General features: G+C 69.6%; 22 protein-coding genes and 1 riboswitch. Of the genes, 16 read left to right on the top strand and 6 right to left on the bottom strand.

What is annotated here, in order from left to right; translation table 11 throughout:
- The first annotated feature begins 8 nt into the window (after positions 1–8).
- Entirely contained in the window at positions 9–665 is a 657-nt protein-coding gene (gene rpe / locus ACIBG8_RS17020) for a ribulose-phosphate 3-epimerase (RefSeq protein ID WP_397343665.1), read from the top strand.
- On the opposite strand, the gene ACIBG8_RS17015 is transcribed toward rpe, so the two are convergent.
- The 5 genes from ACIBG8_RS17015 to ACIBG8_RS16995 are packed head-to-tail and all read right to left on the bottom strand — an operon-like array spanning position 654 to position 6320.
- The gene (locus ACIBG8_RS17015) at positions 654–1655 is read right to left on the bottom strand and encodes an ABC transporter ATP-binding protein (RefSeq protein ID WP_397343664.1); all 1002 of its coding nucleotides are present in this window, start codon (positions 1653–1655) and stop codon (positions 654–656) included. The two genes, rpe and ACIBG8_RS17015, sit on opposite strands and share 12 nt — an antisense overlap.
- Entirely contained in the window at positions 1655–2635 is a 981-nt protein-coding gene (locus ACIBG8_RS17010) for an ABC transporter ATP-binding protein (RefSeq protein ID WP_397343663.1), read from the bottom strand. Before ACIBG8_RS17010 ends, ACIBG8_RS17015 begins: the two co-directional genes overlap by 1 nt.
- Complete coding sequence (locus ACIBG8_RS17005) at positions 2632–3615, bottom strand: ABC transporter permease (protein ID WP_397343662.1); 984 nt, start codon at positions 3613–3615, stop codon at positions 2632–2634. Before ACIBG8_RS17005 ends, ACIBG8_RS17010 begins: the two co-directional genes overlap by 4 nt.
- Before the next feature lie 3 nt (positions 3616–3618).
- Complete coding sequence (locus ACIBG8_RS17000; protein WP_397343661.1) at positions 3619–5379, bottom strand: ABC transporter substrate-binding protein; 1761 nt, start codon at positions 5377–5379, stop codon at positions 3619–3621.
- Positions 5376–6320: an ABC transporter permease gene (locus ACIBG8_RS16995; RefSeq protein ID WP_397343660.1), complete on the bottom strand. Its 945-nt coding sequence runs from the start codon at positions 6318–6320 to the stop codon at positions 5376–5378. The genes ACIBG8_RS17000 and ACIBG8_RS16995 overlap by 4 nt, the downstream gene beginning before the upstream one ends.
- A 282-nt stretch (positions 6321–6602) precedes the next feature.
- Here ACIBG8_RS16995 and ACIBG8_RS16990 point away from each other — a divergent pair, with 282 nt between their 5' ends.
- The 13 genes from ACIBG8_RS16990 (at position 6603) to ACIBG8_RS16930 (ending at position 18828) form a co-directional block, all read left to right on the top strand.
- Positions 6603–7364: an oxygenase MpaB family protein gene (locus ACIBG8_RS16990; RefSeq protein WP_397343659.1), complete on the top strand. Its 762-nt coding sequence runs from the start codon at positions 6603–6605 to the stop codon at positions 7362–7364.
- A 90-nt stretch (positions 7365–7454) separates the two neighbouring features.
- A riboswitch (FMN riboswitch) is annotated at positions 7455–7585 on the top strand.
- Positions 7586–7692: 107 nt separating this feature from the next.
- The gene (gene ribD, locus ACIBG8_RS16985) at positions 7693–8844 is read left to right on the top strand and encodes a bifunctional diaminohydroxyphosphoribosylaminopyrimidine deaminase/5-amino-6-(5-phosphoribosylamino)uracil reductase RibD (protein ID WP_397343658.1); all 1152 of its coding nucleotides are present in this window, start codon (positions 7693–7695) and stop codon (positions 8842–8844) included.
- Positions 8844–9431: a riboflavin synthase gene (locus tag ACIBG8_RS16980; RefSeq protein ID WP_397343657.1), complete on the top strand. Its 588-nt coding sequence runs from the start codon at positions 8844–8846 to the stop codon at positions 9429–9431. The genes ribD and ACIBG8_RS16980 overlap by 1 nt, the downstream gene beginning before the upstream one ends.
- A complete protein-coding gene (pnuC, locus tag ACIBG8_RS16975; RefSeq protein ID WP_397343656.1) occupies positions 9428–10078 on the top strand; it encodes a nicotinamide riboside transporter PnuC in 651 nt (216 codons plus the stop codon). The genes ACIBG8_RS16980 and pnuC overlap by 4 nt, the downstream gene beginning before the upstream one ends.
- Positions 10071–11279 (top strand): bifunctional 3,4-dihydroxy-2-butanone-4-phosphate synthase/GTP cyclohydrolase II, encoded by a 1209-nt coding sequence (locus ACIBG8_RS16970; protein ID WP_397343655.1) that lies wholly within the window; start codon positions 10071–10073, stop codon positions 11277–11279. Before pnuC ends, ACIBG8_RS16970 begins: the two co-directional genes overlap by 8 nt.
- Complete coding sequence (gene ribH / locus ACIBG8_RS16965; RefSeq protein WP_397343654.1) at positions 11276–11740, top strand: 6,7-dimethyl-8-ribityllumazine synthase; 465 nt, start codon at positions 11276–11278, stop codon at positions 11738–11740. The genes ACIBG8_RS16970 and ribH overlap by 4 nt, the downstream gene beginning before the upstream one ends.
- A gap of 9 nt (positions 11741–11749) precedes the next feature.
- Positions 11750–12205: a PH domain-containing protein gene (locus ACIBG8_RS16960; RefSeq protein ID WP_397343653.1), complete on the top strand. Its 456-nt coding sequence runs from the start codon at positions 11750–11752 to the stop codon at positions 12203–12205.
- Between the two features lie 128 nt (positions 12206–12333).
- Entirely contained in the window at positions 12334–14460 is a 2127-nt protein-coding gene (locus tag ACIBG8_RS16955; RefSeq protein WP_397343652.1) for a transglycosylase domain-containing protein, read from the top strand.
- 66 nt (positions 14461–14526) lie between these two features.
- The gene (locus ACIBG8_RS16950) at positions 14527–15183 is read left to right on the top strand and encodes an NPCBM/NEW2 domain-containing protein (RefSeq protein ID WP_397343651.1); all 657 of its coding nucleotides are present in this window, start codon (positions 14527–14529) and stop codon (positions 15181–15183) included.
- A 56-nt stretch (positions 15184–15239) separates the two neighbouring features.
- Positions 15240–16103 carry an AAA family ATPase gene (locus tag ACIBG8_RS16945; RefSeq protein ID WP_397343947.1) on the top strand — a complete coding sequence of 288 codons (864 nt, stop codon included), beginning with the start codon at positions 15240–15242 and terminating at the stop codon, positions 16101–16103.
- Positions 16100–17170 (top strand): VWA domain-containing protein, encoded by a 1071-nt coding sequence (locus tag ACIBG8_RS16940; protein WP_397343650.1) that lies wholly within the window; start codon positions 16100–16102, stop codon positions 17168–17170. Before ACIBG8_RS16945 ends, ACIBG8_RS16940 begins: the two co-directional genes overlap by 4 nt.
- Positions 17163–18248 (top strand): XdhC family protein, encoded by a 1086-nt coding sequence (locus ACIBG8_RS16935; protein ID WP_397343649.1) that lies wholly within the window; start codon positions 17163–17165, stop codon positions 18246–18248. The genes ACIBG8_RS16940 and ACIBG8_RS16935 overlap by 8 nt, the downstream gene beginning before the upstream one ends.
- A gap of 19 nt (positions 18249–18267) precedes the next feature.
- Positions 18268–18828 carry an NTP transferase domain-containing protein gene (locus tag ACIBG8_RS16930; RefSeq protein WP_397343648.1) on the top strand — a complete coding sequence of 187 codons (561 nt, stop codon included), beginning with the start codon at positions 18268–18270 and terminating at the stop codon, positions 18826–18828.
- Here ACIBG8_RS16930 and ACIBG8_RS16925 read toward each other — a convergent pair.
- Positions 18814–19701, bottom strand: coding sequence for an endonuclease/exonuclease/phosphatase family protein (locus tag ACIBG8_RS16925; protein WP_397343647.1), 888 nt, complete (start codon positions 19699–19701; stop codon positions 18814–18816). The two genes, ACIBG8_RS16930 and ACIBG8_RS16925, sit on opposite strands and share 15 nt — an antisense overlap.
- Before the next feature lie 86 nt (positions 19702–19787).
- Between ACIBG8_RS16925 and ACIBG8_RS16920 the strand changes: the two genes are divergently transcribed.
- Positions 19788–20828, top strand: coding sequence for an LLM class F420-dependent oxidoreductase (locus ACIBG8_RS16920; RefSeq protein WP_397343646.1), 1041 nt, complete (start codon positions 19788–19790; stop codon positions 20826–20828).
- A gap of 51 nt (positions 20829–20879) precedes the next feature.
- The gene (locus ACIBG8_RS16915) at positions 20880–20981 is read left to right on the top strand and encodes a putative leader peptide (protein ID WP_397343645.1); all 102 of its coding nucleotides are present in this window, start codon (positions 20880–20882) and stop codon (positions 20979–20981) included.
- Positions 20982–21035: the final 54 nt, after the last annotated feature.

Genomic DNA, 21035 nt, shown 5'->3' with positions numbered 1-21035 from the left:
TCTCCATCATGGCCGTACAGATCTCACCCAGCATCCTCTCCGCCGACTTCGCCAGGCTCGCCGACGAGGCAGCGCGCGTGCCCAACGCCGACTGGCTGCACGTCGACGTGATGGACAACCACTTCGTGCCCAACCTCACGCTCGGCCTGCCGGTCGTCGAGGCGCTGCTCAAGGCGACCGCCACGCCGATCGACTGCCACCTGATGATCGAGGACCCCGACCGGTGGGCGCCCGCGTACGCCGAGGCGGGTGCGGGCAGCGTCACCATCCACGCCGAGGCGGCCAAGGCGCCGGTGCGCACGCTGCGCCAGTTGCGCTCGCTCGGCGCGCGAGCCGGGCTCGCGCTCAACCCGGCCACGGCGGTGGAACCGTACGAGGACATCCTCGGCGAGGTCGACATGCTGCTGCTCATGACCGTCGAGCCGGGCTTCGGCGGGCAGCGCTTCCTCGACGTGGTCCTGCCCAAGATCCGCCGCACGCGCGCCCTCATCGAACGGCACGGCGGCCAGATCTGGCTGCAGGTCGACGGCGGCGTCGCCCCGGACACCATCGAGCGGTGCGCCGAGGCGGGAGCCGACGTGTTCGTGGCGGGCAGCGCGGTCTACGGAGCGGCCGACCCGTCGGTCGCCATCGACCGGCTGCGCGCCCTCGCCTCATCGGCGTAGCGCGGGATCCAGCACCACGTCGGCGCCTCGGGTGCCGGGGTCCTCGGGGAAGTGGCAGGCCGTGAGGTGACCGTCCGGGTTGTCCGGCAGCTGCACCAGCGCGGGCTCCTCGGTCGCGCACCTGTCCTGGGCCTTCCAGCAGCGGGTGCGGAACCGGCAGCCGCTCGGCGGGTTGATGGGTGACGGGACGTCGCCGGCGAGCCTGATGCGCTCGCGCGGCGGCCCGTCCAGGTCCGCGTCCGGCACGGCGGACAGCAGGGCGTGCGTGTAGGGGTGGCGCGGCCTGCCGTACAACGAGTAGCGGTCGGCCACCTCGACGATCTTGCCGAGGTACATCACCGCCACCCGCTGGGAGAAGTGGCGCACGACCGCCAGGTCGTGCGCGATGAACAGGAACGCGATCCCCATCTCCCGCTGCAGCCCCTGCAGCAGGTTGACGACCTGCGCCTGGATCGAGACGTCGAGCGCGGACACCGGCTCGTCGGCGACGATCAGCGCCGGTTGCAGCGCGAGCGCCCTGGCGATGCCGACGCGCTGGCGCTGGCCGCCGGAGAACTCGTGCGGGAACCTGTTGTAGTGCTCGGGGTTCAGCCCGACGATCTCCAGGAGCTCCTTGACCCGGTGCTCCAGGCCGCCCGGGGGTTTGAGGCCGTTGACCTCCATCGGGCCCCTGATGATGGTGCCGACGGTGTGGCGCGGGTTGAGGCTGGCGTACGGATCCTGGAAGATCATCTGGATCTCGGTCCTGATCGGCCGCAGCTGCCTGCGCGTCCAGTGCCCGATGTCCTGGCCGCGGTAGAGGATGTGGCCCGCCGTCGGCTCCTGGAGCCTGGCGACCAGGCGGCCCGTCGTCGACTTGCCGCAGCCGGACTCGCCGACCAGGCCGACCGACTCGCCCTGGCCGATGGACAGGTCGATGCCGTCGACGGCGCGCACCCGCAGCCCGCCGCGCATCGGGTAGTGCTTGGCCAGCCCGACGAGTTCGAGCATCAGTCCCCCCTTCTGAGATGGCAGGCACCTGCGTGCCCGGTGGCCGGGTAGAGCTCGGGGCGCTCGTCGCGGCACAGGTCGCCCCGCACCTCGCCGGTGAAGTCGCACCTGGGGTGGAACGGGCACCCGGACGGCAGCGCCCGCTGGCCGGGCGGCGCGCCCCTGATCGGCAGCAGCGGCTGCTCCACGTCGGAGTCGAGGCGCGGCACCGACGACAGCAGCCCCCAGGTGTACGGATGGATCGGCGCCTTCAGCACCTCGCGCAACCCGCCGCGCTCCACGGCCCGCCCGCCGTACATCACCATGACCTCGTCGGCGACGCCGGCGATCACCCCGAGGTCGTGCGTGATCATGATGATCGCGCTGCCCGTCTCGCGGCGCAGATCCGCGAGCAGGTCGAGGATCTGCGCCTGCACGGTCACGTCGAGCGCGGTCGTCGGCTCGTCGGCGATCACCAGCTCCGGGTCGCAAACGAGCGCCATCGCGATCATCACCCGCTGGCGCATGCCGCCGGAGAACTCGTGCGGGTAGGCGTCCACCCGGGTCGCGGGGTTGGGGATGCCCACCCTGGCCAGCATCTCCACCGCCCGCTTCCGCGCCCGCGCCTTGGAGGCGCCGGTGTGCTTGGTGTACACCTCGGCGATCTGCCTGCCCACGGTGTGGAAGGGCGACAGGGAGCTCAGCGAGTCCTGGAAGATCATCGCGACCTTGCCGCCCCTGATCGCCTCCAGGCGCCGCTCGCCCGCCGCGAGCAGGTCCTCCCCGTCGAGCAGGATCTCGCCCGAGATCTCGGTCTTCCTGGGGTCGTGCAGCCCCAGGATCGACAGGTTCGCCACCGACTTGCCCGAGCCTGACTCGCCCACGATGCCGAGCGTGGTGCCCTTCTCCACGTCGAAGGACAGGCCGTTGACCGCCCGCACCTCGCCGTCCTCCGTACGGAAGGCGACGTGCAGGTCGCGCACCGACAGGAATGCCGTCACGACGCCAGCCTCACCCTCGGGTCGATGACCGCGTACATCGCGTCCACCAGGACGTTCATCAGCACGATCGCCGAGGCCGAGATGACCGTGACGCCGAGCAGCATCGGCAGGTCGGTGTTCACGAACGCCTGCACCACGAGCTGGCCCAGGCCGTGGAAGCCGAACGTGGTCTCGGTGACGATCGCGCCGCCCAGCAGCACCCCCAGGTCGATGCCGAACTGGGTGACCACCGGGATCATGGCGCCGCGCCAGGCGAACCTGAAGAACGCGGCCCGGCGCGACAGGCCCTTGGCGCGAGCCGTACGGACGTAGTCCTCGTTGAGCTGTTCGAGCAGCATCGACCTGGTCAGCCTCGTGTAGTTGGCGTAGAAGATCACCGACAGGGACAGCCACGGGATGATCAGGCCGACGAACCACTTGCCCGGATCGGCGGTCAGATCGGTGTAGCTGGGGCGCGGCAGCACGCCCAGGGTGTCGGCCAGGACGAACACCAGCAGCGGGCCCACCAGGAAGATCTGCATCGACCCGCCGATGTTGGACGTCGAGGTGGCCACCGCGTCCAGCCAGCCGCCGCGCCTGGCGGCGGCCACCATGCCGGCCCCGATGCCGACCGTGAGCATGACCGCCGCCGCGCCCGCTGTGAGCGACACCGTGACCGGCATGCGGTCGGCGATCGTCTCCCAGATGAACTCGTTCTTGGCGAAGGAGTAGCCGAAGCACGGGACCGGGCACCGGCCGACGCCCGGGATGTCCCGGCCGGCCACGATCGCCTTCAGCCACTCCAGGAACTGCAGCCAGACCGGCTGGTCCATGCCCATCTCGTGACGCAGGATGGCGAGGTTCTCCGGCAGGCACAGCCTGCCGCAGAACGCCCGCGCCGGATCCCTGGGCAACGCGTAGAACAGGGCGAAGACGCTCGCGGACACGACCAGGACGATCGCGGCTGCGCTGATGATCCGGCGGATGAGGAATCGGATCACGATCTACTCGGTGATGTAGACGGTCTTGAGGTTGGTGGCGCCCCACAGGGTGTCGAGCTCGCCCCAGACCTTGGAACCGTGCAGGTCGAGGTAGGTGCGGAAGAACGTCGGGATGATCGCCACGTCCTTGATCGCCATCTCGTCGATCTTGGACCAGGCGGCGCCACGCTCGATCGGGTCGGTGAGCTTGTTCGCCGCGTCGATCGCCGCGTTCACCTCGGGGTTGTTGTAGAGGGAGTAGTTGGTCGAGCCGTCCTGCAGGTGGCGGCCGTCGAACAGCGGCGGGATCACCGTCGAGGCGTCGGGCCAGTCGGAGGCCCAGCCGGTCGGGTGCACGTCGATCTTCTTGTCGATCTTGCTGATCGTGTCACCCCACAGGTTGGCGTCGATCTCCTTGCCGACGTACCTGAACCCGGCCTTGGTCAGCGCCTCCTGCACCAGCAGCGCGGTCTTCTGCGCCAGCGGGCGGTTGGGGTATGCGTAGATGACCGTCGGGTCCTTCTCGCCCGACTCGGCGAGCAGCTTCTTGGCCGCCTCGACGTCGCCGTCAGGCTGGTCGAGCTGGCCGTACACGTCGAACTTGCGGTAGCCGACGACGGTCGGGTTCATGGTCGTGGAGGCCATGTAGCCGTAGCCCATGTCGCCGCCGGACAGCTTGTGGATCGCGGCCAGCGGCCACGCCTTCTGGATGGCCTGGCGCACCTTGAGGTTGGTGATCCGCTTGGTGTTGATCGCGACGTACTGGGTGAACGGCGCGAGCCCGGAGATCGTGCGCTTGGACAGCGCGGCGTCGGCCAGCACCTCGGGCTGCCGCTCAGGGCCGATGCCGTAGATGTTGATCGCGTACTTGTCGTCACCGCCGTCGGCCATGAACCGGTCGGTGGCCTGCTGGATGGTCACCCCGAACTCGAACTTCCACTTGTCGGGATAGGCGTTGCGGATCGGGTCGGTCGCCGGGTCCCAGTTCGGGTTGCGCTCCAGTTCCATCGACTTGTCGGCGATGTGGCTGACCACCCGGTACGGGCCGGAGGAGAAGGGCTTCTTGTCGTACTCCTTCTCCTTCGACCGGTCCTCGGTCTGCGCCTTCGGCACGATCTCGTAGCCGGTCATGCCGAGCGCCATGTTGAAGTCGGGATGCGGCTCGGTCAGGGTGAACTCGATCGTCTTGTCGTCCGTCGCCTTGATGGCGTCCAGGTGCTTGCCGCCGTACGGTCCCGGATAGGCCTTGCGGTAGTCGCCCTTGACCAGCCACTGCTGGATGTAGACCGGCCCCTGGGTGATGATCGGGTCGAAGAGCCGCTCGAAGGACCACTTGACGTCGGCGGCGGTGAGCGGCGTGCCGTCCTCCCACTTGACGCCGTCCTTCAGGGTGAAGGTCCAGGTCCTGCCGCCGTCCTTGGTCGTTCCCGTGTCGGTGGCCAGGTCGCCGACGATGAGCGCGTCGCCGCTGCGGAGCTGCTTGTAGCCGATCAGGCCGCGGTTGAGCAGCTCGCTGGTCTGCGACTGGTCGACGAAGTACGTCTGCGCCGGGTCGAGGTGCGCCACGTCGCTGCTGAACAGGGCGTGGATCGTGCCGCCCTTCTTGCCGCCGGGGATCTCGATCGCCGGGCCCACCGAGTCGGCCGCCGTGCCGACCGTGATGGCGCCGATCTTGGAGTCCGCCGGTTTCTCGGGGAGCACGGGCGCCTTGGCCTGCGTGGCGCCCTTGGCGCAACCGGCGAGTAAGAGGGTTGTTGCCGCCAGCGTCGCGACGGTCCTGTTCATGATGCCCTTCCTGTGGAGGTTCCCTTGGGGTCGAGCGCGTCTCTGACCGCGTCGCCCATGAGGTTGAAGGTGACGACGAAGATCACCATGGCCAGTCCAGGCCAGGCGAGGTACGGAAAGTCCAGGTGGTAGTACTGGACGCCCTCCTGGAACATGCGGCCCCAGTCGGGCACGTCAGGGCCCATGCCGACGCCCAGGAAGCCGAGCCCGGCCTCGGCGCCGACCAGGGCCGGCAGCAGCGCCGTGGACAGCACGACGATCGGCGACCACAGGTTCGGCATGATCTCCTTGAAGATGATCCGAGCCGGTGACGCGCCGCTCACCTTGGCCGCCTCGACGAACTCCCGCTCGCGCAGCGAGAGCACCTGCGAGCGCAGGATGCGCGCCGAGCCCGCCCAGCCCAGCACGACCAGGACGATGCAGAGCGTGGTGAAACGCAGCGCGTTCGGCGTCTGCTCGTCCGGGTCGACGAGCATCACGTCGATCACCGGGACCAGCGCGATGAGGGCGAGCTGGTTGGGGAACGACAGCAGCACGTCGATCGCCCGGCCGATCCAGTAGTCCGTCCTGCCGCCGAGATAGCCCGCCGTGATGCCCATCGTGATGCCGATGAGCATCACGCCGAGGGTGGCGATCGCGGCGATGGTGAGCGAGGTCCTGATGCCGAAGACGAGCTGCATGAACACGTCCCTGCCGAGACCTGGTTCGATGCCGAGCCAGAATTCGGCGCTCATTCCGCCGGTGGGCGCGGGTGGATATCCGCTGGCGTCGAGCAGTTTGTATCCGTAGCGGTCGGCGGCGTTCTTTCCATAAAGCAGGGAAATGAGCGGGGCGGCCAATGCGGTGAGCAGGAAAACCGCCACGATCGCCGCGCTGACCACGCCTGTTCTGTTTCTCAAGAACCGGCGTCTGGCGATCTGTCCTGGTGAGCGGCTGGTCATGGCGCCACTGTGGCAGCCGTCCGCCTTTTGTGGCAATCAGCGGGAAATATCGTTGTGAAAGTTGGATCGCATTGTTTCGCCGCATGCGTTGACCTCTTCCGGCCTATTGCGGCATTCTTTTGGCGTGGCAGTCGTGCTATTTCACGGATCCGTGACACGGCCATGACGGGACCAGGGAATGGTGCTCCCGTCGTGACGCCCGTGTGACGGCGCGCGGAGGTGGGTAAGCCATCACTTATGGACCACGGTCTGTTCGGGCCACGATCGGTGACGTGGCGGGTGATGGGTGAGCCCATCCTGCTGGTGGGCGGATTCCGCGCCCTGCTGATGCAGGGGCTGCATCCGAGGGCGATGCGCGGGGTGTTGCAGAACTCCGCGCTCATGGATCCGGGGGAGTCGTGGTCGCGCTTCATGCGCACGACCGAGTTCGTCCGGGTCAGGACGTACGGCACGCGGGCCGAGGTCGAGCGGGCTGGGCGGCGGGTCCGCAAGATCCACTCCACGCTGTCCGCGGTCGACCCGGACACGGGCGTGCGCTTTGCGCTGGACGACCCGGCGGCGTTGCGGTGGGTGCACGTGGGGGAGGTGGATTCCTATCTGTCGGTGGCGCGGCGCGCGGGTGTCCGGCTGTCCGACGCGGAGGCGGACACCTTCGTGCTGGAGTGGCGCCGCGCGGCCGAGGTGGTGGGCCTGGCGCCGGACTCCGTGCCTGGAAGCGTGGGTGAACTGCGCGACTACATCGCCGGTGAGCGCGCCGGTCTCCGCTTCGTTCCTGAGGCCTCGCACCCGCTCCTGATGTCCTTCACCGCCCCGCTGCCCCTGCGCCTGACCCCGCTGCGCCCGGTCCTGCCCGCCCTGACGATGCTCGCCTTCGCGACGCTGCCCCGGTGGGCCCGCCGCCTGTACGGCCTGCCAGCCACCCCCGTGGGCGACCTGTGGGCCACGGCGACGTTGCGCACGTTGCACACCGGCCTGGGGCTCGTCCCCGCCGACGTCCGCTACGCCCCCGACGCCCGCCGCGCCCGCAAGCTCATGGCCGCCTAGAACCGCTTGACCAAACGAGCGCTTGGTTGTGAAGATGGGGGTGGTCGCGCCTGCCTGGAGTGGCATGGCAGACTGGTACGAGAACAGAGCTAGCGTGCTCCGGGGTCGGTGAAAGTCCGAACCGGCGGTGACAGTCCGCGACCCGGCCGATGCCATCGGCCGGTTGACTCGGTGAAATTCCGGGACCGACGGTTAAAGTCCGGATGGGAGGAAGCGCGCGGGTGTCCGGTGTACCCACCGGGCGCCTCTGTGGTGCACGTTCGTGCACCCCTGTCATCCCCGGAGCCCGCCACAGCTGCAAAGCTACTGGCGAGTAGGAGGCCCGGGGGTGCGAGAACCCACATCCCTCGCGGACGCCGCGCACATGGCGCGCGCCGTCGAGCTGGCCGCACTCGGGCGCGGCACCACCAGCCCCAACCCTGTCGTCGGGTGTGTCGTCCTCGACGCCTCGGGAGAGGTGGCCGGGGAGGGGTTCCATGCCTTTGCCGGTGGGCCGCACGCGGAGGTCGTCGCGCTGGCCGCGGCAGGGGAGCGGGCTCGGGGTGGCACCGCTTACGTCACGCTCGAGCCCTGCGCGCACACCGGGCGGACGGGGCCGTGTGCTGAGGCGCTTCTGGTCGCCGGGGTCACGCGGGTGGTCGTCGCGGTGGCCGATCCGAACCCTCAGGCTTCTGGTGGGGCGCAGCGGTTGCGCGCGCGTGGGGTCGAGGTGGAGGTCGGGCTGCTCGCCGACGAGGCTGAGCGGGTCAACGAGGAGTGGCTGACCTTCGTACGGCTGGGCAGGCCGTTCGTCACGTGGAAGTTCGCCGCGACCCTCGACGGGCGGTCGGCTGCGGCTGATGGGACGAGTCAGTGGATCACCTCGCCTGAGGCGCGCGCGGACGTGCACCGGTTGCGGGCGCAGGCGGACGCGATCGTCGCGGGCATCGGCACCGTCCTCGCCGACGACCCCCACCTCACCGCCCGCCCCGCCGAGAGTGGGGGCGGCCTCGCAGGCCACGCCGTCCGCAGGCCGCCGTTGAGGGTGGTGGTCGACTCCGACGGCCGCACGCCCTTGACGGCGCGCGTCCTTGACGCCGCCGCCCCGACGCTCCTCGCCCTCGCCGACGACGCCGACTCACCGCTTGAGGACGGGCGGGCTGAGGGCCTGCCCGCGCTGGCGGGGGTTGAGGTGGTACGGCTGGCGCGCATGCAGGGCGGCCTTGACCTCCATGGGTTGCTCAAGCATCTCGCCTCCCGCCACGTCGTCAGCGTGTTCCTCGAAGGCGGCCCGACGCTGGCCGGGGCGTTCGTCAGGGAAGGGCTGGTCGACAGGGTTGTCGGCTACCTGGCCCCCGCGTTCCTCGGCGAGGGCGGTGCGGCGCTCGGCCCAGCCGGTGCGAGCACCATCGCCGACACCCATCGCCTGGAATTTCAGGAAATATCCCCCATCGGACCGGACCTGCGTGTGACAGCCCGGCCGGTACCCAAGGAGAAGTGATGTTCACCGGAATCGTGGAAGAGCTGGGCGAAATAGTCGCCCTCGACCTCCTGCAGGACTCCGCCAGGCTCGCCGTACGCGGCAAGACCGTCACCGAGGACGCCAAGCACGGCGACTCGATCGCCGTCAACGGCGTCTGCCTGACCGTCGTCGACGTCGAGGGCGACGTGTTCACCGTCGACGTGATGCGCGAGACCCTCGACCGCACCTCCCTCGGTGCCACGACCCCGGGAAGCCAGGTCAACCTGGAGCGGGCCGTACGCGCCGACCAGCGCCTCGGCGGCCACATCGTGCAGGGCCACGTGGACGGCACGGGCGTCCTGCTCAGCCGCGAGCCCGGCGAGCGCTGGGACGACATCCGGGTGAAGCTCCCCAAGGAGCTGAATCGTTACGTCGCGGAGAAGGGTTCCATCGCGATCGACGGAATCAGCCTGACGGTCACCACGGTTGACGACGACAGCTTCGGCGTCAGCCTCATCCCCACCACGCTCCAGCTCACCACTATGGGCCGGCGCCAGGTCGGCGACGTGCTGAACCTCGAAGTCGACGTGATCGCGAAGTATGTCGAGAAGCTGGTGGCACGATGAACTGGGCAAAAGCCGGATTTGAGATCTTCGGGCTGCACGTGTTGTGGACCGACCTGGTGGGCAGCCTCGCGGCGCTCATCCCGGTCGTCCTGGCGATGCGCAAGTCCATCTGGAACTGGCCGATCCAGTTCGTGGCCGCCGTCCTGCTCGCCCTGGCGTACGCCACGATTCCGGCGACCGGCAGCGTACTGAAGAACCTGATGATGGCGGCGCTGGCCGTCTACGGCTTCTGGAAGTGGAAGCGCGGCATCCAGGAGGACGGCGAGATCGTCATCCGCCAGGGGACCGGCCGCGAGCGGCTCGGCATGGTGCTCACGCTCGTGCTGGGCACCGCGCTCTTCTGGGTGATCTTCTACCTGACCGGCTGGTCGTGGGGCCAGTACGCGCCGGTGCCCGATCGCTACTTCCTGATCGCGGCCGACGCCTACATCTTCGTCGGCGGCGTGGTGGCCACCTGGGCCATGAGCAGGGCGCTGGTGGAGTTCTGGCTGATCTGGATCCTGGTCGACCTGGTCGGCGTGCCGGTGGCGTTCCGCGGCGGCATCTACTTCAACGGTTCCATCTACGCCGTCTTCTTCGTCATGGCGCTGTACGGCTTCGTCAACTGGCTGAAGCAGTCGAGGAGTCCGGAGGCCGTCCATGCTTGATCCCGTCGAGCGGGCGATCGAGGACATCCGCGACGGCAAGCCCGTCGTGGTCGTCGACGACGAGAACAGGGAGAACGAGGGCGACATCATCTTCGCCGCGGCCAAGGCCACGCCGGAGCTGCTCGCCTTCACCATCCGCTACACCAGCGGCGTCATCTGCGTGCCCATGGTCGGCGACGAGCTCGACCGGCTCGGCCTGCCGCTCATGGTCCACCAGAACCGCGAACGGCTGCGCACGGCGTACACGATCAGCGTCGACGCCCGCGACGGCGTCTCGACCGGCATCTCGGCTGCCGACCGCAGCAGAACGATCCGCGCGCTGGTCGACTCGGCGACCGAGCCCAACGAGCTGGTACGGCCGGGCCACATCTTCCCGCTGCGCTACCACGAGGGCGGCGTGCTGGCCCGGCGCGGCCACACCGAGGCGGCCGTCGACCTGGCCAGGCTCGCCGGGCTGGCCCCCGCCGGCGTGCTCGCCGAGATCGTCAACGACGACGGCACCATGGCCAGGCTGCCCGAGCTGCGGGTCTTCGCCGACACCCACGACCTGGCGCTGATCTCCATCGAGCAGCTCGTCGACTACCGCAGGCGGACCGAGAGCATGGTCACCAGGGTCGCCGAGACCAGGCTGCCCAACGCCCACGGCATGTGGCGCGCGTACGGCTACGCCAGCGCCCTGGACGGCGGCGAGCACATCGCGCTCGTCCTGGGCGACCTGGGCGACGGCGAGAACGTCCTGGTCAGGGCGCACTCGGAGTGCCTGACCGGCGACGTGTTCGGCTCGCTGCGCTGCGACTGCGGCGTGCAGCTCGAACACGCCATGGCCGCGATCGCCGAGGACGGCCGCGGCGTGGTCGTCTACCTGCGCGGCCACGAGGGGCGCGGCATCGGCCTGCTGGCCAAGCTCAAGGCCTACAGCCTGCAGGACAACGGCAGCGACACCGTCGACGCCAACGTCGAGCTGGGGCTGCCGATCGACGCGCGGGAGTTCTCCAACGCCGGGCAGATGCTGGCCGACCTCGGGGTGAAGTCGGTGCGGCTGCTCACCAACAACCCGGCCAAGCTGCGCGGCATGGACGGGTACGGGATCAAGGTGCTCGGGCGGGAGCCGATGCCCGTGTCGGTCAACCCGTACAACGAGCGGTATCTGGCGGCCAAGCACGAGAAGCTCGGCCACTTCACGGAGGGGGAGGACGGATGAGCGGTGAAGGACGCCCGGCCGCCGCGGCGGTCGTGGCCGACGGGCTGAGCGTGGGGATCGTGGCGGCCAGCTGGCACGCCAAGATCACCGACCAGCTCGTGGCGCGAGCCGTACAGGCGGCTGAGGACAGCGGCGCGACGGCCACGGTCGTGCGCGTCGCCGGGTCGCTGGAGATCCCCGTCGTGGCGCAGGCGCTGGCCCGCCGCTGCGACGCGGTGGTAGCGCTCGGCGCGGTCATCAAGGGGGAGACCGCGCACTTCGACTACGTCTGCGACTCGGTGACGTCGGGGCTGACCCGGGTGTCGCTCGACGAGGAGACGCCCGTCGGGAACGGCGTGCTCACCTGCGACACCATGGACCAAGCGCTGGACCGGTCGGGGCTGCCGGGGAGCAAGGAGGACAAGGGGTACGAGTCCACCGTGGCCGCCCTGGAGACCGCTCTGCTGCTGCGCACCCTGTAGATTTCCGACGTGTCCCAACCCCTTCCTCCGCCCCTGCCCGTCACCTGGCGACCGCGCAGGGGCAGGATCGTCCCCTACGTCTTCGCCGCCGTCATCCTGCTCGGCGCCGTCCTCATGGCGATCTTCATCGCCGACCCGTTCAAGCTGCCCGACCGGCTGGCGATCGTCGGGTTCGGCCTCGCGGTGGCCGCGGTGCTGCACATGCTCGCGCGGGTGCGGGTCGAGGCGGACGAGCAGGGGCTCACGGTCGTGAACGTGCTCCGCACGCACCGCTACACGTGGCCGGAGGTCCTCGACGTCACGCTGATCGCCGGTGAGCCCTGGCCCAAGATCGACTACTCGGACGGCATGACGATCGGCGCCATGGGCATCCAGGGTTCGGAGAAGGCGCTCGCACGCAAGGCCACGGCCGAACTCGCCGCCCTCATCAGAACGCGCGGCGAAGCAGCCAACCACCAGGACTGATATCGGTACGGATATCGGCGCGAGGCCCATACCAGTCTTGGACATGCCACCGCGTCCTGTGCTGTCATAGCCGACCAGTAATGGAAAAACGGGGGTATTTCCGCGTGGGTAGTCGTTTGTCGGGTGTCGTGCGTCTGGGCGGAGCCGCTGTCGCGGCCGGGGTGGTGGCGGGGGCGGTCGGGCTCACCGTGGTCGGGAGCGGCACCATGACCGTCGTCTCGGCGACGGAGGCGCTCAACCTGCGCGAGGTCGCGCTGGCCGAGCCGCCGCTGGCGCAGACGTCGGTCGTCTACGACGCCCAGGGCAACAAGATCGCCCAGTTCTACGCGCAGGACCGCAAGCTCGTCGCGCTCGACCAGATCGCGCCGATCATGCGGACCGCGATCGTCGCCATCGAGGACGACAGGTTCTACCAGCACGGCGCGATCGACCTGGAGGGCACGGCGCGCGCCCTGGCCAAGAACCTCGCCTCCGGCGGCGTCAGCCAGGGCGGGTCGAGCATCACCCAGCAATACGTCAAGCAGGTGCTGCTCAACTCCGCCGCCTCCGAGAAGGAGAAGAACAAGGCGATCGAGTCCAGCTACGCGCGCAAGCTCAACGAGCTGCGTTACGCCATGGGTGTCGAGCAGAAATACACCAAGGACGAGATCCTCGCGAAATACCTGAACATCGCGTACTTCGGCGCCGGAGCCAACGGCATCGAGTCGGCCGCCCGCCGCTTCTTCGGCGTCCCGGCGGCCAAGCTCACCCTGGCGCAGGCGGCCACGCTGGCGGGAGCCGTACAGGACCCGAACACCACCGACCCCAGCCGCGGCAAGAAGGCGAAGAAGCTGCTGCTGGAGCGGCGCAACGTGGTGCTCGGCCGGATGGCCCAGCTCGGCCGGATCACGCCCGCCGAGGCGGCGAAGGCCAAGGCCGCCAAGCTCGGCTACAAGGGCATCAGGCAGCCCAACGGCTGCCGGGACAGCCGTTACCCGTACTTCTGCGAATACGTCCGCTACGAACTGCTGACCAACCCGGTGTACGGCAAGACCCAGCGGATCAGGAACCAGCGCTTCAGCCAGGGCGGCCTCAAGATCTACACGACGCTCGACCCCGCGATGCAGGAGGCGGCGGAGAAGGCGATCAAGAGCCGCGTCTTCGCCTCGGACAACGCCCTCGCCTCAGAGGCGCTGGTCCAGCCGGGCACCGGGCAGATCAAGGCGATGGCGGCCAGCCGTACCTTCGGCTTCACCGCCAAGCGCAACCAGATCTCCTACAACCCGGTCGCCGACAAGAAGCACGGCGGCCTCGTCGGGTTCCAGGCGGGATCGACGTTCAAGACCTTCACCCTCGTCACCGCGCTCAAGCAGGGCATGAAGATCGGCGACGGCATCAGCGCGGGCGCCGGATACACCGCGCCCGGCTACTCCTCGTTCAAGAACTGCAAGGGCGGCAACGCGGGCGACCCCTCGCACACCGTCACCAACGACGAGGGCAGCCCCGGGTTCAAGACGCTGCAGACCGGCACCTGGGGCTCGGTGAACACCTTCTTCATGGAGCTGGAGCAGCGCGTCGGGCTGTGCGCGACGGTCGAGACCGCCAAGTCGCTGGGCATCGCCAGGGCAGACGGCAACCCGCTCATCGAGAACGAGACGTTCACTCTCGGCACCAACGAGATGGACCCGGTCACCGTGGCCAACGCCTATGCGGCCATCGCGGCGCGCGGCAAGTACTGCGCGCCGCTGGCGATCACCAGGACCGTCTCCAGCAGCGGCCAGGTGAACAAGTACGAGTCGCCGTGCAAGCAGGTCATGGATCCCGAGGTCGCCGACGCGACGGCCGACGTGCTGTCCGGGGTGTTCACCAAGGGCACGATGCGCGGGGTCGGCGGCATCGGACGGCCCGCGGCGGGCAAGACCGGCACGACGGACGGCTACGCCACCGCGTGGTTCGCCGGGTTCACCCCCGACCTGGCCGGAGCGGTCAGCATCGGAGACCCGCGCGGGACGCAGCGGTACAAGCTGACCGGGGTGACCATCGGCGGGCGCGGCTACGGGATCGTCGCCGGGGCCTCGCTGCCGGGGCCGATCTGGAAGGACACCATGCTGGCCGCGCTGAAGGACGTGCCAGCGAGCGAGTTCACGCCGGTCGACACGAGCAGGTTCGGCGGGTGCGGCCAGGAGTGCGCGCCGGTGCGCGACGAACCCCAGGACGTCACCGACGATCCGGACATGGGCGACGACGAGGATCCTTTCGACTTCGGCGACCAATAGCTCGCGTTACGTAATCGATACTGGTCAGGGGTGCACCAACACCCCTCAGGCGGCGTCCAACGGGGCGTGGAAGAAGCGAAGACCAAGCGGACGAAGGACGTCTGGGTCACCGGCGTGTTCTCGGTGCTGACCACGATCATCCTGACGGTGGGGTCGATCTACGTGGCGTCCTCCGCCGCGCCGCAGGCGATCGTCAACGTGGCGCCCCCGCAACTGGGCAGCGCCTACCGGGCGGAATCACCCGCCCCAACCTCGTTCGTCACGACCACCGTCACGGTCACCGCGTCGGGGCCGCATGAGCCGCCGACCTCGGCGGCGGCTGGAGCCGTCTATCTGAGCCAGCACAACGACTGGGTCACCCAGAACGAGGCGTCCTGGGTGACCGGCCGGGCGAACATCGGGCAGCGCCCCTTCGATGACAGCGTCGTGGTGACGGCCACCAAGACCGAGGCATGGCTCGACTACACGCCGGAGACCCCGTTCAGCAAGCTGACCGCCCAGATCGGGGTGAACGCCAAGTCGCCCGCCGACACGGTGGTCGTCTTCCGGGTGTACTCCAACGGCACCCTGGTCACGGGTCCTGTCGAGGTCGGCTACGGGCAGGTCCGCGAGCTGTCCGCGCCGATCACCGGAGGCTCCAAGATCCGCATCTCGGCGACCAGGATCAAGGGTGACGTGAACACCGACGCCGCCGTCTTCGGAAGTGCGCAATTGCTGCCCTGATGAAAGGGCGGTGTGGGACGTAGCCTGAAACCGTGCTCAGGCGGACAATCAGGGTGATGGACATCGAGTCGCCCGCCAAACTGATCGAGCTTCTGGACCGGCATGCCTACCTGGCCGACGAAGGCCTGGCCACGGCCGCCTTCCTGGCGCTCAGGATGGGCCGGCCGCTGTTCCTCGAAGGCGAGGCGGGCGTCGGGAAGACCGAGCTCGCCAAGACCCTGGCCGCGATGCTCAAGGCCCCCCTCATCCGCCTGCAGTGCTACGAGGGCCTCGACGCCGCCCAGGCCCTCTACGACTGGGACTTCGCCCGCCAGCTCCTCCACCTCAAGGCCGCCGAGGCCGCCGGGGTCACCGACGTGGCCAGGCTCGAAGGCGAGATCTACGACCGGCGCTTCCTCATCGCCCGCCCGCTGCTGCGGGCGATCGAGACCCAGCCCAGCGTGCTGCTGGTGGACGAGGTCGACCGGGCCGACGACGAGTTCGAGGCGTTCCTGCTGGAGGTGCTGTCCGACTTCACCATCTCCATCCCCGAGCTCGGCACGATCAGGGCGAAGACGCCGCCGGTCGTGGTGGTCACCTCCAACCGCACCCGCGAGGTGCACGACGCGCTCAAGCGTCGCTGCCTCTACCACTGGCTCGAACACCCCGGCTTCGACCGCGAGGTGGCGATCCTGCTGCGCCGCCTGCCCGGCTGCACGGAGACGCTGGCGCTCCAGGTCGCCAGGGCGGCGGAACGGCTGCGCGCGGCCGACCTGGTCAAGCCGCCTGGCGTGGCCGAGACGCTCGACTGGACGCAGGCGCTCCTCACGCTCGGCGCGTCGGAGCTCGACCCCGACCGCGCCGCCGCCACGCTCGGCGCGGCGCTGAAATATCGCGAGGACGTGCAGAAGGTCCTGCTGGACGGGCTCCTGCGCCCATGACCGTCGCCGCGACCATGACCGCGTTCGCCAGGACGCTGCGTGCCGCGGGCGTCGCCGCCGACCACCTGAGGACGCAGGGGTTCCTGGAGGCGCTCGACCACCTCGACGTCGCCGACCCGGCGGAGGTCTACTGGGCGGGACGGCTGACGCTGTGCGCGACGCCCGACGACCTGCCCAGGTACGACCGGTGTTTCGAGGCGTTCTTCAGCGGCAGGAGGGCACGCGCGAGCCGTACGGCGAGCGTGACGGTCACCAGGCACGTGGCCGCGCTCGACGAGGGGGAGCAGGGCGAGGGCGGCGACGACACCACGACCGCCACGGCCAGCCGTACCGAGATCCTGCGCAACCGCGACGTCGCCGCCCTGACCGCAGCCGAGCGCGAGGAGGTGCACCGGTTGCTCGCGTTGCTGCGGGGCAGGAGGGCGCAGCGCCGGTCGCGGCGGTTCGTCAAGGCCCATCGCGGCCCGCTCGACCAGCGGCGCACGATCAGGGAGGCGCTGCGCAAGGGCGACGTCGCGCTGCTGCGGCACCGCAGGCACGCCACCAGGCCGCGCGCGGTGGTGATGATCGTCGACGTCAGCGGCTCGATGGCCCCCTACGCGGAGACGCTGCTGCGCTTCGCGCACGCCCTGGTCAGGAGCGAGCCGCGGGCCACCAGGGTCTTCTCCGTGGGCACCAGGCTGACGGCCGTGACGGCCGAGCTGCGCCACCGCGACGCCGGCACGGCGATGGCCGGGGCGTCCAGGGCGATCCCGGACTGGAGCGGCGGCACCAGGCTGGGGGAGGAACTCCGAGACTTCCTGAAGAACCATGATGCCCGGGGAGCGATCGTGGTGATCGCGTCCGACGGGTGGGAACGCGGCGACCCCACGCTCCTCGGCGAGCAGATGGCCAGGCTCGCCCGCCAGGCGCACCGGGTGATCTGGGTCAACCCGCACAAGGGCCACGACGGGTACCAGCCGCTCACCGGGGGGATGCGGGCCGCTCTGCCGTACATCGACGACCTGGTGGCAGGACACAGCCTGGCCGCCTACGAGGAACTCGGCGAAAGGCTCGCCCATGCGTGAGGTGCTCCCTGAGATCATGTTGTGGTGGCGCTCCGGGCTGCGCTTCGGCCTGGCGACCGTGGTCAGCACGTTCAGCAGCGCGCCCAGGCCGCCCGGCGCGGTCATGGCGGTGCGCGGCGACGAGGTGGTCGGCAGCGTGTCCGGCGGCTGCGTCGAGGGGGCGGTGTTCGAGCTGGCCACGGAGATCGAGCAGCCCGTCCTGCAGCGTTACGGCGTCAGCGACGACGACGCCTTCGCCGTCGGGCTCACCTGCGGCGGCATCATCGACATCCTCGTCGAACCGGTCTCCATCGAGACCTATCCCGAGCTGGGGGAGATCGCCGCGTCCGTGCGCAACCACGAACCGGTCGCGGTGGCGACGATCATCTCGGGCCCCGGGCGGATCGGCGCCCGCCGGGTCGTCTGGCCGGACCGTTCGTCCGGCTCGCTCGGCACGGAACGGCTGGACGAGGCGATCGACGACGACGCGCGCGGCATGCTCGCCCAGGGGCTGACCGAGGTCAGGCACTACGGCGAGCACGGCGAGCGGCGCCTGGACGACCTCTCCGTCTTCGTGCACTCCTTCGCCCCGCCGCCCAGGATGCTGGTCTTCGGCGCGATCGACTTCGCCGCAGCCGTGGCGCGCATCGGCAAGTTCCTCGGCTACCACGTGACCGTCTGCGACGCCCGGCCCGTCTTCGCGACCGCCAAGCGGTTCCCGCAGGCCGACGAGGTGGTGGTCAAGTGGCCGCACGACTACCTGGCCGCGACCACGACCGACGAGCGCACGGTCATCTGCGTCCTGACCCACGACCCGAAGTTCGACGTGCCGCTGCTGGAGGTGGCGCTGCGCGCCCCCGCGCGGTACGTGGGCGCGATGGGCTCCCGCCGCACCCACGAGGACCGGCTGGAACGGCTGCGCGAGGCAGGGCTCACCGAGGAGGAGCTGTCGCGGCTGCGCTCGCCGGTCGGCCTCGACCTCGGCGCCCGCACCCCTGAGGAGACGGCGGTGTCCATCGCGGCGGAGCTCATCCAGCTCCGCTGGGGCGGCTCAGGACGTCCGCTCACGGACACCGGCGGGCGGATTCACGGTGAGTGAAACGGGGCAGGAGGCGATCATGAAGGGTTCGAGGGTGGCCGGTCTGCTGCTCGCCGCCGGGCAGGGCGCGCGGCTGGGCACGCCGAAGGCGCTGGTCGAGTACGAGGGTGAGCGGCTCGTCGACCGCGGGGTGCGGCTGCTGGAGGAGGGCGGCTGCCATCCGGTGGTGGTCGTGCTCGGCGCCGCGACCGTGCAGGTACGCGGGGCGATAGCCGTACAGAACCCGCTCTGGCACACCGGGATGGGCTCCTCCCTGCGCGTGGGGCTCGGCGCGGTGCCGGAGGAGGCGGACGCGGTGGTGATCGCGCTGGTGGACCAGCCGTTCGTGACGCCGCTCGCGGTCCAGACCCTGATCGGGAGCGGGGCGCGGGTGGCCGTCGCCACCTACGGCGGCAGGCGCAGGAACCCGGTGCTGATCGGGCGCGAGCACTTCGCCGCCGTCGCCGAGATGGCCGTGGGCGACGTCGGCGCCCGGCCGTTCCTCAAGGCGTACGCGGACGTGGTCACCGAGGTCGAGTGCCCGGGCGACCCCCGCGACATCGACACCCCCGAGGATCTGGCCTATCTACAGGCGAAGTGACGCCAGCGCGGCGCGGTGGTCGCTGCCGGTGGCCGGGGCGACGCTCGCGCTGGTGGCGGTCATGCCCTTGTAGAGGATGTGGTCGGGCCTGGTGATCGGGAAGGTCGACGGCCACGTGAAGCCGAACCCGTCGCCCGCCTCGACCTGCGCGTTGAGCAGGGGCGGCGTCAGGCCGGACAGCCCGCGGTCGGTGGTGGCCGTGTTGAGGTCGCCCAGCAGCAGGATGCGCTTGCTGGAGTCGCCCTCGATCAGCCGGCTGGCGTGCTCCAGGCTCTTGTCCCGCGAGGCCGTGTGGCCGGGACGCGCAGAGCCCAGGTGCATCACGTAGACGGTCACCTTGCCCTTGGGCGTGTCGACGGTCGCGCGCAGCGCCCTCGGCCAGCCCAGGCCGACGTCGAGCGGCTCGGTGTCGCTGATCGGGTAGCGGCTCCACAGGCCGACCGTACTGACCGGGTAGTGGTACTTGAACATCTTGTTGAGCTGCTTGGCCGCCGGGCCGCCGGGGGTGAGCTCCTGGGCGGCGAGCAGGTCGAGGTCCTGCGCGACGACGCGCATCGCCTCGCCGGACGCGTCGTTGGTCACGCCGACGTTGACCGTGGCCACCTTCAGGTCGCTCGGCCCGCCGGGCGGGCTGGCCAGCATCGTCGAGCCGAACATCACCCCCCACACCACGGCGGGCACCGTCGCCGCGACGGCCGCGATCGGGGAACGTGCCAACAGCGCGCCGAGCAGCAGCACCGGCACCAGCAGCCCCACCCAGGGCAGCACGCTCTCCATCACGGGCGTCAGCCCGCCCAGTGCGGGGATCAGCCGGTGACCGGCAAGACCCAGCGCGACGACGGCGGACACGACGATCACAACCCGTTTCAGCACGCGAACCAGGCTAGGCGGTCGCCCGGCCCGGCGCGAACACGCTAGTCTGTTGCCAGAACAACATTCGGTTTGGCTGAGGGAGCGGCATGCGCATCGGAATGGCACTCAACTATTCGGGTGGCTTCAAGGAGACGGTCGCCGAGCTGGCCGACTACGAGAAGGCCGGGCTCGACATCGTCTTCGTCGCCGAGGCCTACAGTTTCGACGCCGTCAGCCAGATGGGTTACATCGCCGCGCGCACCGAGCGCCTGGAGATCGCCTCGGGCATCCTGCCGATCTACTCGCGCACGCCGACGCTGCTCGCCATGACCGCCGCTGGCATGGACTTCGTCTCCGACGGGCGTTTCACGCTGGGCCTGGGCACCTCGGGCCCGCAGGTGATCGAGGGCTTCCACGGCGTGCCGTACACCGCGCCCATCGGGCGGACCCGCGAGGTCATCGAGATCTGCCGCAAGGTCTGGCAGCGCGAGCGCCTGGAATATGCGGGCAAGCACTACACCCTGCCCCTGCCCGCCGGCCAGGGCACCGGCCTGGGCAAGCCGCTCAAGCTCATCAACCACCCGGTACGGCCGCGCATCCCGATCGTGGTGGCCGCCATCGGGCCGAAGAACGTGGCGCTGACCGCGGAGCTGGCCGAGGGCTGGGAGCCGATCTTCTACGTCCCCGAGAAGGCGGCCGATGTCTGGGGATCCGCGCTGGCCGAGGGCAAGGCTCTCCGTGACCCTTCGCTCGGTTCGTTGGACGTGATCGCGCAGGCGTCGCTGGCCATCGGCGACGACGTCTCCGGGCTGCTGGAGTTCGGCCGTCCGATGCTGGCCCTCTACATCGGCGGCATGGGCGCCAAGGGCAAGAACTTCTACAACGACCTGGCCAGGCGCTACGGCTACGAGAAGGAGGCCGAGCAGATCCAGGAGCTCTACCTCGACGGCAAGAAGGACGAGGCGGCCGCGCTGGTGCCGCAGGAGCTGCTGGAGAAGATGTCGCTCATCGGGCCGGAGGGCTTCGTGCGCGACCGGCTGCAGGCCATGAAGGAGTCGGGCGTGACCACGCTCAACGTCACCCCGTTCGGCAAGGACCACGCCGAGCGCGTGCGGCTGATCGAGCAGATCAAGGAGATGGCCTCCTAGCCACTGTGATGTAACCCACACTCCAAGTCGGGAATTAGCCCGACTTGGGGTGTGTTGTTGAGGCTCGTGAGGTTCTCCGTAGTGATCGTGTGGCTCGTCGAGCGACTCCACATCGATCTGTGCCGCTCCACCGGCGCCACGCTCTGTCGCTGATCGCGCTGCTCCCAGCGCTCGATCGCCAGTAGCCCCCCTTTACCTCACCTCCGG

This window comes from Nonomuraea sp. NPDC050556 (assembly GCF_044457355.1).
GTDB lineage: Bacteria > Actinomycetota > Actinomycetes > Streptosporangiales > Streptosporangiaceae > Nonomuraea.
Note: the sequence above shows the minus strand (reverse complement) of the source record. Positions and strands in the feature narration are given on the sequence as shown.

Excerpts from the sequence above, each read along its gene's own strand:
- rpe (WP_397343665.1), top strand. The coding sequence starts at position 9 with ATGGCCGTACAGATCTCACCCAGCATCCTCTCCGCCGACTTCGCCAGG.
- ACIBG8_RS17015 (WP_397343664.1), bottom strand. The coding sequence starts at position 1,655 with ATGCTCGAACTCGTCGGGCTGGCCAAGCACTACCCGATGCGCGGCGGG.
- ACIBG8_RS17000 (WP_397343661.1), bottom strand. The coding sequence starts at position 5,379 with ATGAACAGGACCGTCGCGACGCTGGCGGCAACAACCCTCTTACTCGCC.
- ACIBG8_RS16995 (WP_397343660.1), bottom strand. The coding sequence starts at position 6,320 with ATGACCAGCCGCTCACCAGGACAGATCGCCAGACGCCGGTTCTTGAGA.
- ACIBG8_RS16990 (WP_397343659.1), top strand. The coding sequence starts at position 6,603 with ATGGGTGAGCCCATCCTGCTGGTGGGCGGATTCCGCGCCCTGCTGATG.
- ACIBG8_RS16980 (WP_397343657.1), top strand. The coding sequence starts at position 8,844 with ATGTTCACCGGAATCGTGGAAGAGCTGGGCGAAATAGTCGCCCTCGAC.
- pnuC (WP_397343656.1), top strand. The coding sequence starts at position 9,428 with ATGAACTGGGCAAAAGCCGGATTTGAGATCTTCGGGCTGCACGTGTTG.
- ACIBG8_RS16970 (WP_397343655.1), top strand. The coding sequence starts at position 10,071 with ATGCTTGATCCCGTCGAGCGGGCGATCGAGGACATCCGCGACGGCAAG.
- ribH (WP_397343654.1), top strand. The coding sequence starts at position 11,276 with ATGAGCGGTGAAGGACGCCCGGCCGCCGCGGCGGTCGTGGCCGACGGG.
- ACIBG8_RS16945 (WP_397343947.1), top strand. The coding sequence starts at position 15,240 with ATGGACATCGAGTCGCCCGCCAAACTGATCGAGCTTCTGGACCGGCAT.
- ACIBG8_RS16940 (WP_397343650.1), top strand. The coding sequence starts at position 16,100 with ATGACCGTCGCCGCGACCATGACCGCGTTCGCCAGGACGCTGCGTGCC.
- ACIBG8_RS16935 (WP_397343649.1), top strand. The coding sequence starts at position 17,163 with ATGCGTGAGGTGCTCCCTGAGATCATGTTGTGGTGGCGCTCCGGGCTG.
- ACIBG8_RS16930 (WP_397343648.1), top strand. The coding sequence starts at position 18,268 with ATGAAGGGTTCGAGGGTGGCCGGTCTGCTGCTCGCCGCCGGGCAGGGC.
- ACIBG8_RS16920 (WP_397343646.1), top strand. The coding sequence starts at position 19,788 with ATGCGCATCGGAATGGCACTCAACTATTCGGGTGGCTTCAAGGAGACG.